Genomic DNA, 15,573 nt, shown 5'->3' with positions numbered 1-15,573 from the left:
ATGCGCTCATGCTGGAGGCTGGAGCACCCGACATCACCCCGCTGGGCGACGCGGCGCTCGTCGTGCGCTCGCCCCTTGCGCGGGAGTTGCTCGCCAGCCTGACGGGTCGGCCCCTCCCCGGTGTGCGGGAGGCGGTGCCTGCCCTCGGCGTGTTGACGGTGTTGTACGACCCGCTCACGGTGGGGCCGGAGGAGTTGACGGCGGCGCTGGCGTGGCGGCTGTCGGGCTTGGAGGCGCAATCGGAGAACACGGGCCGCACCCTTACCCTCCCCGTCACCTTCGGCGGGCCGGACCTCGCGTGGTGCGCCGAGCGGGTTGGGCTGGACGTGCCCGGCCTCGTCCGCGCCCTGTGCGGGCTGACGCTAGAGGTTGCCTTTCTCGGCTTCACCCCCGGCTTCGCGTTCCTGACAGGATTGCCGGAGGGGTTGCGGATGCCCCGGCTGGACACCCCCTGCGAGCGGGTTCCGGCGGGCAGCGTGGCGCTCGGCGGCCCGTGGGCGGGCGTGTACCCGCGCGAGACGCCGGGCGGGTGGCGCATCGTCGGGCACACGGACGCCGTGCTGTTTGACGTGGCCCGCGCCGACCCGGTGCTGTGGCGGGCGGGGGACCGGGTGCGGTTCGAGAATGTGAGTGAGCTGGATGGTTGAATCACCCTCGCTGACGGTGGAACGGCCCGGCCTGCTGACGACCGTACAGGACGCCGGGCGACGGTCGCGGGCGCTCGGAGTGCCGGAGGGTGGGGCCGCCGACCCGGTGGCGCGGCGGCTGGCGAATGCCCTCGTCGGCAACTCAGCGGACGCGGCGGGGTTGGAATTGACCCTGAGTGGACCCACTCTGCGCTTCCACGCGGACGCCCTCATCTCCCTCTGCGGCGCTCCCTTCGAGGCGAGGCTGGACGGCGGGCCGTTTCCGCTGTGGCGAGCTGTCCCCATTCGGGCGGGGCAGACGCTCTCCATCCTCGGCACGGGGCGGGGCGCGCGGGCCTTTCTCGCCGTGCGGGGCGGGCTGGACGGGCAGGAGGCGTTCGGCAGCCGCTCCACCGACCTCAGAACGGGCTTCGGTGGGCTGGAGGGGCGGGCGTTGCGGGCGGGAGACCGTCTCTTTTGCTTCGTCCGGCCACACGCCAAACCGCTGCGCGCCTTCATCAATCCTGATCTCCAGACACCGACCGGACCCAACTTCGTGCTCCGCGCCTTGCCCACGCCGGAGGCCACGCCCGACCTCCTCGCCGCGCTCTGCGGTCCCACTCTCACGGTGAGCGGGCAGGCGGACCGGATGGGCGTGCGTCTGAGCGAGAGCGTCCCCACGCCGCACGACCCCACCCGCATCAGCTTCCCCAACCCGCCCGGCGCAGTGCAGCTTCCCCCGGATGGGCGTCCCATCCTCCTGCTTCCTGACGCGGGGACGCACGGCGGCTACCTCACACCGTTGGTCGTGGCGAGCGTGGACTGCCCGGCACTCGGGCAACTGCGGCCCGGCGACCGGGTGCGGTTCCAGGTGGTGACGGTGAGGGAGGCGCACGGGGCACTCAGGGCACGGGAGCGGAGCTTGAGGGCGGTGGAGGCGGCGCTGTCGTGGTGGTACATGCGGAAATGAGGTCCGTCCCTCGGCCCTGCCGTGAGATGATGGCCGTACATGGACGCCGATCAATTCAATGCCGCGCTGGACGCGCTCTCGCGGCGTGTCAAGGCTGGTTTCACCGAGGATGCCGTGGAACACACCCTGACGGAAACCAGGTTCTACGAGGCACTGGGCTACGAGCGCACCGGACGGGATATTCGCCGCAAACCCAAAGGGAAGAGCGGCATTCCCGATGCCCTGCTGCTCAACAGCGACGACAGTATTCAGGTTGTGGTTGAGGTCAAGCGGCCCAGCGAGGATTTGACCGACCATGTGGACCAACTGGCCCGCTACGTCCGCGACCTGCGCGCCCGCTTCGGCATTCTGACCAACGGCTCCGGCTTCCGGCTGTACCGCCGGGACGGACAGGCCCTGACTGACCTGACCTCTGGAACAGCCGCCGAACTGCGGGCACCCGACTTTGCGCCCCTTGCCAAGCAGACGCTGAATCCGCTGGACCGGGCGCAGGTCGAGGTCCGGGTGCGCGAGTCGCAGGGTGAAGGCCTGCCCCTCCGGCACGCGGACGATCTGCCCAGCGCCCAGTTCCTTTACTCGCTGGGGTTACAGCAGGGCAGCCCCTTCGCCTCGCTCGTGCAGGCCACCGCGCAGCTTCTGGGCGACTTGCAGGGCAAGAGCGAGTTCGTGGGCGGCAGTTACGACTTCTGGAAAAAGGTGTACGCGCGTGAACTCGACGCCGATCACATCCCGAGGCTCTGGCGGGATTCGGGGGCGCTGAGCGACACCTCCGGCGAGGGGCTGTACCGCTTCTCGTTCGCGCTGGAAACCTCCTACGCCCTCGCCGCGCGGCTGATGCTCGCCAAGGTCATTCAGGACCACAGCCGGGGCGGAGCCATCACGGGCGGCACCAGCCTCGCCGATCAGCTCCTGACGGAGTTGGGGCGATACGCCGACGACCGAACGGGGACACTTCCTTCCAAGGCGTACCCGGAGGCGGTGCGCGACCTGTTCGACCGCTATGCCCGCACTCTGTTCACCAGCGTGTACGCCACCGACATTTTCGACTGGTGGCGGGACTACGCCGCTGCCGCCCCCGGTCCCGCCGCCGCGTTCTCCGACGCCCTGGCCCGGCTGCTGCTCGCCCTGCTGCGCTTCGATTTCAGCACGCTGGAAGGCGACCTGCTGGGCGAGCTGTACCAGCAATACTTCGACCCCGAGACCCGCAAGGCGCTGGGGGAGTTCTACACGCCGCCCGCCGTGGTGAACTTCATCCTGGATGAGGTCGGGTACGGCGGGGGGCGGCACGAGCGCCTGCTCGATCCGGCGACCGGCAGCGGAACTTTCCTGATCGGGGCGCTGAGACGTTACCTCAGCGCCAACGCGGGCCGGGACCCGGTGGAGACCCTGCGCGGCCTGACCGAGGACTACGCCCTGGTCGCGTTCGACCTCAACCCCTTCGCCGTCATCATGGCGCAGGTGAACTTCGCGGCGCTGCTCGTGCCGCTCTACGCCCGCGCCGCCGAGCAGGACCCGGACTTCGTGCTGCGCCGTCTGCCCGTCATCCGCACCGACTCGCTGCGGCAGGAGAACTTGGAGGGCGAGGCCTTCACGCAGGGCAGCCAGAAGGGCCAGAGCATGTTCGGCCTGGACTTCGGCGGCACCACCATCACCGCGCAGATCGAGCTGCCCATCCGCGTGGGCAAGAAAAGCGGGCACACCGTCCACCTGACCTTCCCACAGGTCGAGGAAGCCAAGCGCCGGGGCGTGGTGGACAACGAGCGCGAGTGGCTGCGCGCCCTGCAAGCCGTTTTCGCCGCCGTGGAACTGCGCTCGCAGGCGTTCGACCGCAAGCAGGCCCTTCCCGACCTCGGCCCGAACATCCGGTCCTTTCTGGCGCGGGGGCAGGCGTCGGGGAAGCGGTTGCAGGGGCAGGTCGAGTACCTGACCCCCTACGCGGAACAGGTCTGGGAGACCCTGAAAGACCTCAAGGAGAAGCACGGTGACGGGCGCTTCCTGAAGACGCTGGAAGACCTGATGCTGGGCCTGATTCTCAAGCACTACCTCAAATACGACTACGTGGTGGGCAATCCGCCCTACGTCCGCATTCAGAATCTGCCCGAGGACCTGCGCCGCTACTGGGAGAACCTGTACGTCTGGGCCAGCGGCAACTTCGACCTCTACATCCCGTTCGTCGAGCGTGCCCTGCTGGGCCGTCAGGGTGAGGAGGCGCACGGCTGGCTGAGGCCCGGTGGCAGGCTCGCCTACATCCTCCCCAATCGCTTCATGAACGCCGGATACGCCGCCGGGCTGCGCCAGAACCTGCCCCGAGTGGCCCACCTGCGCTCCTTGCTGAACATGGGCGCGGCCACCTTCCAGCCCGCGCATGAAACCCGTGCCAGCAAGCTCTTCAAGGAGGCGCTGGTCTACCCCGCCATCCTGAGCGTGCAGAAGCGCGCGGGCACCCCCGCCACCCCCGAGAGTTCCGCCCCCTTTCCCGCTGTGCGCCTTGTGCCGCGTACCCTGCCGCTCGATCCCGCCGACGCCCTGAGTCAAGTCCGGGACGCCTACGCCGACCTGCGCGCCGGAAAGGCCGCCGACCTGGGTGAGTTGGGCGACGCCCTCACCGTTGACCCGCCCCGAGCGGGTGAGGTCGAGGCGGGCCGCCGCGATTTTACCCACGCGGGCTGGTTCCTGATGCCGCCCGAGGAACGCGCCGTGTTCGAGAAGCTGGACGCCGTGGGCCGTGAGGTGGACCCGGACGTGCAAACCGCACTCGCCCATGCCCGCCGCACCGCCTTCAACAGCGCCAGCACAGCACAGCACAGCACAGCACAGCACAGCACAGCACAGCACAGCACAGCACAGCACAGCACAGCACAGCAGCAACACTTCAAGTTTAGGAGGAGGGGATGCACGCACGCCATACCGCAGGCTCAGAACGTACACCTCGACCGTCAGCGGTGGCTTCGCTGGCATTCAAACAAGTGCCGACAGCATTATGGTCCTGCGCGAGATCAGCCGCAGTGCCGACGGTGCCCTCCTCACCCTCCGGCCCCGTGGCGGCGGCGATTCCGTCATCATCGAGCGTGACGCCCTGCGCCCCTTCCTGTTCGGCAAGGATGTGGAACGCTGGCACATCGACTGGCAGGGCTGGTGGGTCGTCTTCCCCTACCTGGAAACCGAGGCAGGCTTCAAGCTGATGCCTACCGCCCAGTACCGCGACCACGTGACCGCCGCAAAAGGCAGACGCGAGGGCCGCCGCGTCTTCGCCGGATACCCCGCCGACTTTCCCAACTTGGAAGCCGTCTACCCGCACCTGTGGGCCTACCTAAACACGCATGAGGCGGCGCTGAGGGGAAGGGAGAACGGGAAGTACAGGGTGGGGAGGGAGGATGAGTGGCGGTGGTATGACTTGGCACGCCCTCAAAGCTTGGAGGCGTCTTCGGGGCGGAAAATTGTAATGCAACTCTTGGGGAGGTCATCTCAAGGGGCTTCAGACACGATGGGGAATTTTTTTCAGGCTGGGGGAAAAGGGGGTGGAGCCTATGGGGTTCAGTTACTCGACAATGCCCTAACGAAATATTTCGCTACTCTCCTTTCCAGCCACCCAGCCGACTTCTTTATCAAGACCTCGGGCATTGTTTATAGCGGAGGGTATTACTCCTACGCCGACGCCTATATCCGTGACCTTCCCATCCCGGCTTCGACCTCTGCCCAGCGGGATTGTCTCTCACGCCTGGCACGTGAGCTGACCGCTCTCACCGGGGAACTGCGAGGGTTGGAAGTGCAGGCGCGGGATTTCCCCGATAGCGTGAGCGAGGAGCGGCGGGGGACGGGCGAGTTGCCCGAGTTGGATGAGCTGGGCAATCTGGCACAGTCGGCAGGGCTGCCGCAACGGCTGGAGGCGAATAAGGTGCAAGAGGGCGGCGAGAGCCTGCTGGGCAAACCCGGCGAGGTCACGCAGAGGGTTGGAAAGGGAACGCTGACGCTGGGGGCCGAACACGCGCGGCTGGTGCGCGAAGTGCTGGCACAGCGGCGCAGCATCGGGCGGGACGAACTCCTGGCCCTGCGCGTGCCCGAACGGGGGGCGGACGTGCGGGCCTACCTGGATACCCTGGCTGGATGGCGAACACGCATGGCGGAGTTGCGGGGTGAGATTGGGGCGCGAGAGGCGGAGTTGAATGACGTGGTGTACAACCTTTATGGGCTGACCACGGACGAGAGAGCCGTGGTCGAGCGGTTCCTGGAGCGGTTCTGATGCCCATCCTCGACCTCAACGCCGATCTCGGCGAAGGCGGTCCGCACGAGGCGCTCGTCATGCCCTTCGTCACGAGCGCGAATATTGCGTGTGGCGGATATGCGGGAGATATGGAGACGATGCGCGACAGCCTGCGCCTCGCCGCGAAACATGGCGTGTCGGCGGGTGCCCACCCCGGCTTCCCCGACCGCGAGGGCTTCGGGCGGCGGGAGATGCACTTCCCGCCCGGCGAGGTGACGGCCTTCGTGCGCGAGCAAATCGAGGCGTTGAAGGCTGTCGCGGCCCGTGAGGGAGTCCGCCTAGCGCACGTCAAGCCCCACGGGATGCTCTACAACATGGCGGTGAAGGATGCGGAGTTGGCCCGCGCCATCGCCCAGGCGGTGAAGGACTCCGGCATCCCGCTCTACTTCGGGCTGGCGGGGGAGGCGTCCGTCATGTTGCGCGAGGCCGCCGCGCTGGGGTTAGAGACCTGGGGCGAGGGCTTCGCTGACCGGGGGTATGCACCCGACGGTTCCCTGTGGCCGCGCGGTCAGGCGGGTGCCCTCCTGCCCCATGCCGAGGCCATCGCACAGGGCGTCCGCCTCGCGCTGGAAGGCACGGTGACGGCGGTGACGGGCGAGACGGTGCGTGTCCCCGCCCGAACCCTCTGCCTGCACGGCGACGGGGCAGAGGCGGCGGAGTTGGCGCGGGACCTGCGGCGGGCGTTGGAGGGGGCGGGGGTGAAGGTGAGCCGTCAGCCGTCAGCGTTCAGCTCTCAGCGGAAAGGCTGAGGCGGACGCCCTCACCTCACGGTGGGTTCAACACTTCCTCGCACCCAACGAGAACTCAACTGCTGACGGCTGATAGCTGAAAGCTGACCGCTCACGGTGTCACCGCCCGGTACGTCTCCATCGCATACCGATCCGTCATCCCCGCGATGAAGTCGCACACGGCGCGGGGCAGGCCGTCCGCCTCGGCTCGGGCACGCACGCCCGGCGGCAGCATGGAGGGCCGGGCGAGAAAGGCCGTGAAGAGGGTCGTCAGCACGCGGGTGGCCTGCTCCACCTGCATCTCCACCTGCCAGTGACGGTAGAGGTGTTCGCGCAGGAAGATGCTCGTCTCGCGCAGGAGGGCGCGCGTAGGGTCGCTGTACGTGATGAGCCGCCCGCCGTCTGGCCCGGTGTGGGCGCGGGCGTCCTCGGCGCTCTGAATCCCGCTGGCGACGATGGCCGCGTGGCTCGCGTGCGTCAGGTCGGTGATGAGCCAGCCCAGCAACTCGCGGTGGAGGGTGCGGCGGTCTCGGTCGGTGAGGTTGGGCGTGGTGGGTGGCACGCGGGCGAGGAGGTCGCGCCACAGCGGCAGGTCCGCGAGCTGGGTGGGGGTGAGGAGGCCGCTCCGCAACCCGTCGTCCAAGTCGTGCGCCGTGTACGCCAGCGCGTCGGCGGCGTCCACGAGTTGCGCCTCCAGCCCCGGCGGTCCCAGCCCGGCCCGCGCGTGCTTGTTCAGGCCGTCGAGCGTGTCGAGGGTGAGGTTCAGTCCCGGAAAGCTGGGGTAGCGGTCCTCCAGCCGGGTCACGATGCGGCGGGCCTGCGTGTTGTGGTCGAAGCTCCCGCCGTGCTCCCGCATCAGCCCGTTCAGCACCCGCTCGCCCGCGTGCCCGAAGGGTGGGTGCCCGAGGTCGTGCGCGAGGGCGACCGTCTCCGCCAGCGTCTCGTTGAGGCCCAGCGTCAGGGCCACCGAGCGGGCGACCTGCGAGACCTCCAGCGTGTGTGTCAGGCGGGTGCGGTAGTGGTCGCCCTGCGCGTTGAGGAACACCTGCGTCTTGGCCTCCAGCCGCCGAAAGGCCGTCGTGTGGAGGATGCGGTCGCGGTCCTTCTGAAAGGCGGTGCGGGTCCCGCTCTCGGGTTCGGGGTACTCGCGTCCGCGCGCTCCTGCACTCAGGGTCGCGTAGGGGGCGAGGGTGCGCGCCTCGCGGGCCTCCAGGTCGGCGCGGGTGAGCATGGGGGCAGTTTGGCAGATGGCGGAAGGCAGAAGGCAAAAGGCCCAAATCTTAACCCTTCTGCCTTCCGTCTTCGACCTGCTGCATCCACTAGATTGCCCGCATGACCACCCCCGACTCCAGCACTCAGATCATCTACGACGGCCACATCGTCCGGCTCGAACTTCAGGAGGGCAAGTGGGAGATCGTGCGCCACGCCGACGCGGTGGCGGTCCTCGCGCTGAATGGCGCGGGCGAGATGCTGCTCGTGCGCCAGCGGCGGCGAGCGGTGGACGCGATGACGCTGGAGGCCCCGGCAGGCCTCATTGACGACGGCGAGACCCCCGAGGAGGCCGCCCGCCGCGAGCTTCAGGAGGAGGCGGGGCTGGACGGCGACATGACCCTGCTGACCCGCTTCTACTCCAGCCCCGGCTTCTGCGACGAGCTGTTGTACGTCCTCCGGGCCAGCAACCTGCGTGACAGCAAGCTCGACCACGACGAGGACGAGGAAATCGAGGTCGTGTGGATGCCGCCCCACCTCGTGCTGGACGGTCTGCGCGACGGCACGATCATCGGCAGCGCGAGCACGGTCACGGCGGCCCTCTACGGGGTGCAGGCTCTTGCAGGGGGCGAGGGGTGAAGACCTACGTTTCGCCCTCCCAGCGCCCCGACACGGGGACGGTGGTGGCGGTCGGCTCCTTCGACGGGGTGCATCTGGGCCATCAGGCGCTCATCGCGCAGCTCAAGGCGAAGGCGCGCGAACACCGCGTTCCCAGCGTGGTCTACACCTTCGACCCGCCGACGCGCGTGCTGACGCAGGGGGTCGAGTTCCTGTCCACGCTGCCGGAGAAACTCGACCTCCTCGCCCGCTACGGGGTGGACGAGACGGTGGCCGTGCCCTTCACCGCCGAGTTCGCGGCCCGGCCCAAAGAAGCGTTTCTGGACGATCTGCGCGCCCTGCACCCCCGCACCGTCGTGGTGGGCGAGGACTTCCACTTCGGGCGCGGGCGGGCGGGCGGCGTGGCCGATCTGCGGGACGTGACGCGCGAGGTCGTCGCGCTGCCCATGCACCAGCTCGGCGGTGACGACATCAAGAGCACCCGCATCCGCGAATACCTCCGGGTGGGCGACGTGGAGGGCGCGGGCCGACTGCTGGGCCGCCACTACGACGCGCAGGGGGTGGTCGTGCAGGGCGACCGCCTGGGACGAACCATCGGCTGGCCCACCGCCAACATCCGAGTGCCGGAGGGCAAGGCGCTCCCGCTGGGCGTCTTCGCAGTCGTGGCGATCACCGAGCGCGGGCCGGGTAATCGCCAGAGGTGGCACGGCATGGCGAACGTGGGCGTGCGGCCCACCGTGAATGGCACGGCGCGGCGCTTCGAGGTCCACCTCTTCGACTACGAGGGCGACCTCTACGGCGAGGAGGTGCAGGTCAAGTTCTTCGCCCGGCTGCGCGGCGAGCAGCGGTTCGGCGGGCTGGACGAGTTGAAGGCCCAACTCGCGCGGGACGCGGAGGCGGCGCGGGCCGTGCTGCGGGACGTGGGGTAGGGATGAGGGATGAGGGATGAGGGATAAGGGATGAGGTAGGAATTCGGCGGTTCGGCAGTCGGGATGAGCATGTCTCCGCTGTTCTGGCGACTGGTTGCTGGCGACTGGCGACTCCTGAGCTTTATGGCCGCGTGAAGTTCGTCACCGTCCACTCGCCGTTGCCGTCCGCGATGTTCTCCTGACCGGTGCCCGTGGAGAGGCGGGTGGGGTGGCCGTTCCGCGCGTCGTAGCTCACCTCCACGACGGGGCAGGGCTGCGTTTCCTGATAGGCCAGCTTCTGCGCGATGTCGGCGAAGCGGTCCTCTACCGCCCCGCGCGCCTGCGTCCCCGGCTCGCCCGTCTCCCCGGCGGCGAGGGTCACGGGCTGAGCCACCCCGCCCCGCACGGTCACGCGCACGGTGGGGAAGCGGACGGGCGCGGCGATCTGCGCGAAGCTGTAGCTGTAGTCGCGGACATTCGCCGTCTCCCAGACCACCTGAGCGGCGGTCAGCTCGCGCCGCAGGGCCGCGAAGTTGGGCCGGGTATAGCCGGGCGCGCAAAGAACCTTGCCGGAGGAGCTGCCGAGAGGAATGCTTTCCTCCTGCGCCTCCGTCTGGGGCGGCACGCACGCGCACAGGCTCAGGGCGAGGAGGACGGGCGGCAGCACCTTGAACATGCTCCCAGCCTACCCACCGGGATGTGACGCGGCCCTGATGCGCGGTGAGGAGCGGGCGTACCCTGACCCCATGACCAACCTCGATGCCGTCACGACGCTCGACCTCGGGTATTCCTTCTGCCCGAACGACACGTTCATCTTCTACGCGCTGCACGCCGGGCGCGTCTCCTCGCCCCTCCCCGTGCGCGAGCGGCTGGAGGACGTGCAGACCCTCAACGAGTGGGCGGTGGAGGGCCGCCTCCCCATCACCAAGATCAGCTACCGCGCCTATTTTGAGGTGATGGACCGCTACGTGGCCCTGCGCGCGGGCGGGGCGCTGGGGCGCGGGGTGGGGCCGCTCGTGGTCGCACGGGGCGAGGTCGGGGACCTGAACGGGAGGCTGGTGGCCTCGCCGGGTGCCCTGACGACCGCCGAACTCCTGCTGCGCCTCGCCTACCCCGACGTGCGCCTCGTCCGCCTGCGCTACGACGAGGTGATGCCCGCCGTCGCGCGGGGCGAGGTAGATGCGGGCCTGATCATCCACGAGTCGCGCTTCACGTATCCGGCACACGGGCTGGTGAAACTCCTCGACCTCGGCGCATGGTGGGAGGGCGAGACGGGGCTGCCGCTGCCGCTGGGCGCGATTCTGGTCCGTCGTGACCTCCCGCCGGGCGTGCAGCGCGGCCTGAACGCGGCGGTCCGGGCCAGCCTGGAGTACGCCCACGCCCACCCGCAGGAGCCGATGGGCTATATCCGCCAGCACGCCCTGGAGATGAGCGACGACGTGATGCGCGCCCACATCGACCTGTACGTGAACGACTTTTCCCTCGACGTGGGCGAGGAGGGCGAGCGGGCCGTGCGCGAGTTGCACCGCCGGGCAGTGGAGGTGGGGGCGGTGAAGGAGTCGTCGCTGCCGCTATTTGTGGAGGGCTTTTAGCTCCTCCCCCTTGAGGGGGGAGGCCGGGAGGGGGTGAACGGGCCTGGCGTCCATACCGAATGCGCAGGCTTGGACACTCCAACAGCAAGGGCAAGCGGGGCTTGCCACCCCTCTCCCCGGCCCTCTCCCGCAAGGGGAGAGGGAGGAACACCTAAGCGACCGACCCTCCACATTCGCGGCTCCGCTACACTGCCTGCCGAACTCGCCGAGGGCGGGACGTGGGGGAAGCATGACGGAAGGCAACGGGAGCGCGGGGTCGGCATACGAGCGGGCGGGCGTGAGCATCGACGCGGGGCACCGGGCCGTCTCCCTGATGAGGGACGCGGTGGCGCGGACGCACACGCCCGCCGTGCTGGGTGGCCTGGGCGGCTTCGGCGGACTGTTCCGCCCGGACTTCGCGGGACTGAGCGATCCGGTCCTCGTCGCCTCCACCGACGGCGTGGGCACGAAGACGAAGGTGGCCGCCCGCACAGGGCGCTTCGCCGGGCTGGGTGCCGACATCGTGAACCACTGCGTCAACGACATCCTCGTGCAGGGGGCGCGGCCCCTCTTCTTCCTCGACTACGTGGCGATGGGGAGGCTCCGGCCCGAGGTCGTCGCCGAGGTGGTGACGGGTGCGGCGGGAGCGTGTGAGGCGTTGGGCGTCGCCCTGCTAGGGGGCGAGACCGCCGAGATGCCCGGCGTGTATATGGAGGGCGAGCTGGACATCGTGGGCACCGTGGTCGGCGTGGTGGACCGCCCCGCCCTCGTGGACGGCTCGCGCCTGACGCCGGGGGACGCCGTGATCGCTCTGCCGAGTACGGGCCTCCACACCAACGGCTACAGCCTCGCGCGCATGGCGCTGGACGGCCTGGACTGGACCGAAGCCCGCGCGGACCTCGGTGGCGAGCGGCTGGAGGACCTCCTCACGGTGCCGCACCGCGCTTACCTGGGGGCGTTCGACGCGCTGCGGTCGGCGGGCGTGCCGATTCACGGCATGGCGCACATCACCGGGGGCGGGCTGGTGGACAACCCGCCGCGCGTTTTCCCCGAGGGGGTGGGAATGCGGGTGGATACGGCGTCGTGGACGGTGCCGCCCCTCTTCGAGCTGATCGTGCGCGAGGGGCGGGTGGACCGCGCCGAGGCGTTCCGCGCGCTGAACATGGGCGTGGGCTTCCTGTTCATGGTGCCCGCCGATCAGGTCTCGGCGGCTCTGGAAGCCCTTCGAACCGCCGGGGAATCGCCCTGGGTCATCGGGGAGATGGTGGCCGGGCAGGGTGTAACCTTCTCCGGGGGCACGCCGGGCGAGGCCGTGAGTGGGGTCAGCCCTTGACCACGCGCCGCGCCCCCTTCGGCTTCGTGCCGCCCGACCGGGCCACCGCCACCGAGTTCTGGGTGGTGCGCCACGGCGAGAGTACCTGGAACGCCGATGGACGGTATCAGGGGCAGACCGACGTGCCGCTGAGCCATATCGGAATTCTCCAGGCCGCCAGCCTCGCCGAGCGGTTGACCGGGCAGAGCTTCGCCGCCGTGTACACGAGCGACCTCGCCCGCGCCTCCCAGACCGCCGACATGGTGGCCGAACGCCTCGCCGGAGCGCCCGAGGTGCAGCCCGACCCCGGCCTGCGCGAGATCGACGTGGGCGAACTCGGCGGCCTCGTCATGGCGGACATCGAGGTGCGGCATCCCGATTACCTCACCGCCCTGCGCGCCGACCCGTGGCGCACCCGCCGACCCGGTGGCGAGAGCATGGAGGACCTCTTTTCCCGCTGCGGCGCGGCCTTCCACGCCCTGCGCGTCCGGCATCCGGGGGGGCGCGTCCTCGTCTTCACCCACGGCGGGGTCGTCCGCGTCGCCGTCGGCCTCGCGCTCGGCGGGGTGTCGGTCCACGCCTGGGCACGCCTGAGCGTCACGAACACGAGCATCACCCGCGTCCTGCTGGGCGAGGAGAGCGGCACCCTGCTCGGCTTCAACGACGACGCGCACCTGGAGAATCTGCTGGAGGCGACCGAGGCGGACGACGTGCTGGGGCAAGCTCCATAAGGCGTGCGTCGGTCCATTCGAAGAGACCTTCGCCTTACACTCCGGGGGTGAGCCTGACCTTCAGCGGTCCCCTCTGGCACTGGCGGGGTCCCGCACCGTGGTACTTCGTGACCGTGCCGCCGGAGGGGTGTGAGACCCTGAAGGCCGCCTCGTCGCTCGTGACCTACGGCTGGGGCATGATTCCCGTACAGGTAGGCCTCGGTGAGACCCTATGGACCACCTCGCTGTTTCCGCAGGAGGGGCGCTACCTGGTGCCAATCAAGGCGAGCGTTCGCCGGGCCGAGGGGCTGGAGGAGGGCGATACGGTGACGCTGCGGCTGGAGGTGCGGTCCGGCCAACGTCCCCGGAAGACACCGGACGAGGCGGAGGCGTTTTGAACGGCGGGCCTCTCCCGAACGGCGCGGATGACCTGCCCGGCCCACCTGTTCCAGGGCAGTTGACAACAGCACGACGGCCCGGCCCCGCAAGTCTCCTGGCGACTGGAAGCTGGCGACTGGCGACTCCACAGTTCCCCTTCCCACGTCAAACGCTCTAGGGTGGGCGGACATGCCCCTTCCTTCCCCTCTGCCCTGCCCGGAGGCGGGATGACCGCCCCACTCGCCCCGACGGCCTCCCTCCTCAGCCGCTACCGGGAGGGCGATCCCCGCGCCCTCGCCCGCGCGATCACCCTTGCCGAGAGCGGGTTGGAGGGGGCGCGTCCCCTGCTGCGTGCTGCACGAGAACGGGCCGGGCGCGCGGTCGTCCTCGGCGTGACGGGTAGCCCCGGCAGTGGCAAGAGCACCCTGACGGACGGGCTGATCACGCACCTGCGGGCGGAGGGCAAGCGGGTGGCCGTCCTCGCCGTGGACCCCTCCAGCCCCTACTCGGGCGGGGCGATCCTCGGCGACCGCATCCGCATGCTCCGGCACCACGCCGACGCGGGCGTGTTCGTGCGCTCGCTCGCCAGCCGGGGGGCGCTGGGGGGCCTCTCTCCGCGCACCCTGCCCGTCCTCGCGCTGCTGGAGGGGGCGGGCTTCGACTGGGTGATGTTGGAGACGGTCGGCGTGGGCCAGTCGGAGGTGGACGTGGCCGCCGTGTGCGACCACACCCTGCTCGTGCTGACGCCCGCCGGGGGCGACGGGGTGCAGGCGTTCAAGGCGGGCATCATGGAGATCGCCGACGTGCTCGCCGTGAATAAGGCCGACCTGCCGGGTGCCGACCGCATGGTGCGGGAGTTGAAGGCGGCTCAGGGTCTCGGTGCCCACGACGCGGGAACGTGGTTTGCCCCGGTGGTGAAGACGGTCGCCGCCCGTGGGGAAGGAGTCGCGGAGGTCGTCGCCGCCGTCCTCGCCCACCGCGCCCACCTGGGGGAGGAGGGGCTGCGGGCCGGACGCGAACGCCGCGCCGAGTTTGAGGTCAGGACGCTCGTGCAGGAGCGGGTGCTGAGGCGGGCGCGCGAGCTGGGGGGAAACCTCTACGCGCGGGTGGCGAGCGGCGAACTGGACGCGGACGCCGCCGCCGAGGAACTGTTGGGAAGTTGAGGTCGGGCGTTGGAAGAGCGCCGGTCTTCGGTGCCCCGCGCGGACGAAGGGGGAGGGTGTGCCGCCCCGCTTCCCCCGCCTACCCCTCCTCGCCCAGCACCCACCGCGCCAGCGCCCAGCCGCTCAGGAGCGCCGCCTCCATCCGTGGGCCGTGCTCGTCGGGCGTGTGCCAGTCGCCGCACCAGCCGACGCTCAGGGCCGGGTCCCAGTGGGCCGGGCCGGATGCACGAACGGTCGGCGTGGAGTAGCGCCAGCGGTGGGCGAAGGCGTGCAGAGGCGTGAAGTCGCCCAGCGTCTTCCGTGTACTGTCCAGCAGTTCGGGCAACACGTCCTCGGGGCGGCGTTCGAGGTTGGCGGTGCTCCATGCGGGGGTTGCTTGCAGCATCAGGGCGGGTGGTTGGCCCGGTTCGCGTTTGGTATGTTCGCGGGCGGCCCATTCCAGCATGGGGTGGTCGTGGAGCCGCAGTCCGACCCACTCGGCGTCCAGGTCCCGCTCCAGCACGATGCCCGCCGCCCAGTACGGCTCATAGCGCACGCGGCCCACCTCCCGCGCGGCCTCGGCGAGGGTGGGAAAGTCGTCCACCAGATCGCCCAGCAGGGGCGCGAGTTGCGGGGCGGGCAGGTTGAGGACGAGGCGCGGGGCGGTCCAACTCGACCCGTCGCGGGCGTGGACGCGCCAGCCGTCCCCGGTGCGTTCCAGGCTCGTGACCTCCGCGCCCGTCGTGACGCTCAGGCCGTGGGCGAGGTGCCGTCCCAGCGCGCTCATCCCGGCGGTCGGGACGTAGCGGGGGTGAGCGGGCGGCGGAACCGTGACCGTGCCCCCCCGCCACTCGCCCACCGAGCGCGTCCATACGCGCAGCCAGCCATCCCGCACGCCGCCCTCCGCGAGCGCCCGCAACCGCGCCCCACGCGCCGTGAAGAACCGCGCCCCGTGGTCCAGCCGTGCCTCGCGCCCGTCGTCCAGCGGTACCCGCCGCGTCGCCGCCCGCCCGCTGACCCCGCGCGACTTGTCGAGGACCTGCACGTTCAGCCCCGCCCGCACCGTGTCCTGCCCGAGCGCCAGCCCTCCCAACCCCGCCCCGACGATGAGAAGGTCCGGTGAACTCATGCTGCCCCGCT

15 protein-coding genes are annotated in these 15,573 nt (G+C 70.0%); 12 read left to right on the top strand and 3 right to left on the bottom strand.

Going from position 1 to position 15,573, the window contains the following annotated elements:
• Positions 1–8 precede the first annotated feature (8 nt).
• From V3W47_RS10495 to pxpA, 5 genes are read left to right on the top strand one after another with little or no spacing between them, the layout of a single operon-like run.
• Positions 9–647, top strand: a complete 639-nt coding sequence (locus tag V3W47_RS10495) for a 5-oxoprolinase subunit B family protein (protein ID WP_331825159.1) — start codon at positions 9–11, stop codon at positions 645–647.
• Positions 640–1,596 carry a 5-oxoprolinase subunit C family protein gene (locus V3W47_RS10490; RefSeq protein ID WP_331825158.1) on the top strand — a complete coding sequence of 319 codons (957 nt, stop codon included), beginning with the start codon at positions 640–642 and terminating at the stop codon, positions 1,594–1,596. Before V3W47_RS10495 ends, V3W47_RS10490 begins: the two co-directional genes overlap by 8 nt.
• A 39-nt stretch (positions 1,597–1,635) precedes the next feature.
• Entirely contained in the window at positions 1,636–4,668 is a 3,033-nt protein-coding gene (locus tag V3W47_RS10485; RefSeq protein ID WP_331825157.1) for an Eco57I restriction-modification methylase domain-containing protein, read from the top strand.
• Positions 4,577–5,836: a hypothetical protein gene (locus V3W47_RS10480; protein ID WP_331825156.1), complete on the top strand. Its 1,260-nt coding sequence runs from the start codon at positions 4,577–4,579 to the stop codon at positions 5,834–5,836. The genes V3W47_RS10485 and V3W47_RS10480 overlap by 92 nt, the downstream gene beginning before the upstream one ends.
• Positions 5,836–6,606: a 5-oxoprolinase subunit PxpA gene (gene pxpA, locus V3W47_RS10475; protein ID WP_331825155.1), complete on the top strand. Its 771-nt coding sequence runs from the start codon at positions 5,836–5,838 to the stop codon at positions 6,604–6,606. Before V3W47_RS10480 ends, pxpA begins: the two co-directional genes overlap by 1 nt.
• Before the next feature lie 91 nt (positions 6,607–6,697).
• On the opposite strand, the gene V3W47_RS10470 is transcribed toward pxpA, so the two are convergent.
• Entirely contained in the window at positions 6,698–7,816 is a 1,119-nt protein-coding gene (locus tag V3W47_RS10470; protein WP_331825154.1) for a deoxyguanosinetriphosphate triphosphohydrolase, read from the bottom strand.
• 101 nt (positions 7,817–7,917) lie between these two features.
• On the opposite strand from V3W47_RS10470, the gene V3W47_RS10465 reads away from it, so the two are divergent.
• Together V3W47_RS10465 and ribF are read left to right on the top strand one after the other, a co-directional pair.
• A complete protein-coding gene (locus V3W47_RS10465; RefSeq protein ID WP_331825153.1) occupies positions 7,918–8,433 on the top strand; it encodes an NUDIX hydrolase in 516 nt (171 codons plus the stop codon).
• Positions 8,430–9,341 carry a riboflavin biosynthesis protein RibF gene (ribF, locus tag V3W47_RS10460; RefSeq protein WP_331825152.1) on the top strand — a complete coding sequence of 304 codons (912 nt, stop codon included), beginning with the start codon at positions 8,430–8,432 and terminating at the stop codon, positions 9,339–9,341. Before V3W47_RS10465 ends, ribF begins: the two co-directional genes overlap by 4 nt.
• 121 nt (positions 9,342–9,462) lie before the next feature.
• Here the strand turns inward: ribF and V3W47_RS10455 are convergent, their stop codons facing one another.
• Positions 9,463–9,996 carry a DUF6174 domain-containing protein gene (locus tag V3W47_RS10455; RefSeq protein ID WP_331825151.1) on the bottom strand — a complete coding sequence of 178 codons (534 nt, stop codon included), beginning with the start codon at positions 9,994–9,996 and terminating at the stop codon, positions 9,463–9,465.
• A gap of 70 nt (positions 9,997–10,066) precedes the next feature.
• Here V3W47_RS10455 and V3W47_RS10450 point away from each other — a divergent pair, with 70 nt between their 5' ends.
• The 5 genes from V3W47_RS10450 to meaB all read left to right on the top strand — a co-directional run bounded on the left by V3W47_RS10450 (position 10,067) and on the right by meaB (position 14,454).
• Positions 10,067–10,912, top strand: coding sequence for a 1,4-dihydroxy-6-naphtoate synthase (locus V3W47_RS10450; RefSeq protein ID WP_331825150.1), 846 nt, complete (start codon positions 10,067–10,069; stop codon positions 10,910–10,912).
• 229 nt (positions 10,913–11,141) lie between these two features.
• Positions 11,142–12,224, top strand: a complete 1,083-nt coding sequence (purM, locus tag V3W47_RS10445; RefSeq protein ID WP_331825149.1) for a phosphoribosylformylglycinamidine cyclo-ligase — start codon at positions 11,142–11,144, stop codon at positions 12,222–12,224.
• Complete coding sequence (locus V3W47_RS10440) at positions 12,221–12,934, top strand: histidine phosphatase family protein (protein ID WP_331825148.1); 714 nt, start codon at positions 12,221–12,223, stop codon at positions 12,932–12,934. Before purM ends, V3W47_RS10440 begins: the two co-directional genes overlap by 4 nt.
• A 47-nt stretch (positions 12,935–12,981) precedes the next feature.
• The gene (locus V3W47_RS10435; RefSeq protein ID WP_331825147.1) at positions 12,982–13,311 is read left to right on the top strand and encodes a DUF1905 domain-containing protein; all 330 of its coding nucleotides are present in this window, start codon (positions 12,982–12,984) and stop codon (positions 13,309–13,311) included.
• A 207-nt stretch (positions 13,312–13,518) separates the two neighbouring features.
• Complete coding sequence (gene meaB / locus V3W47_RS10430; protein WP_331825146.1) at positions 13,519–14,454, top strand: methylmalonyl Co-A mutase-associated GTPase MeaB; 936 nt, start codon at positions 13,519–13,521, stop codon at positions 14,452–14,454.
• Positions 14,455–14,533: 79 nt separating this feature from the next.
• Here meaB and V3W47_RS10425 read toward each other — a convergent pair whose 3' ends face one another.
• Complete coding sequence (locus V3W47_RS10425; RefSeq protein WP_331825145.1) at positions 14,534–15,562, bottom strand: NAD(P)/FAD-dependent oxidoreductase; 1,029 nt, start codon at positions 15,560–15,562, stop codon at positions 14,534–14,536.
• Between the last annotated feature and the right edge of the window lie 11 nt (positions 15,563–15,573).

This window comes from Deinococcus sp. YIM 134068 (genome assembly GCF_036543075.1).
GTDB classification, from domain to species: domain Bacteria; phylum Deinococcota; class Deinococci; order Deinococcales; family Deinococcaceae; genus Deinococcus; species Deinococcus lichenicola.
This window is presented reverse-complemented; position numbering and strand designations above follow the sequence as displayed.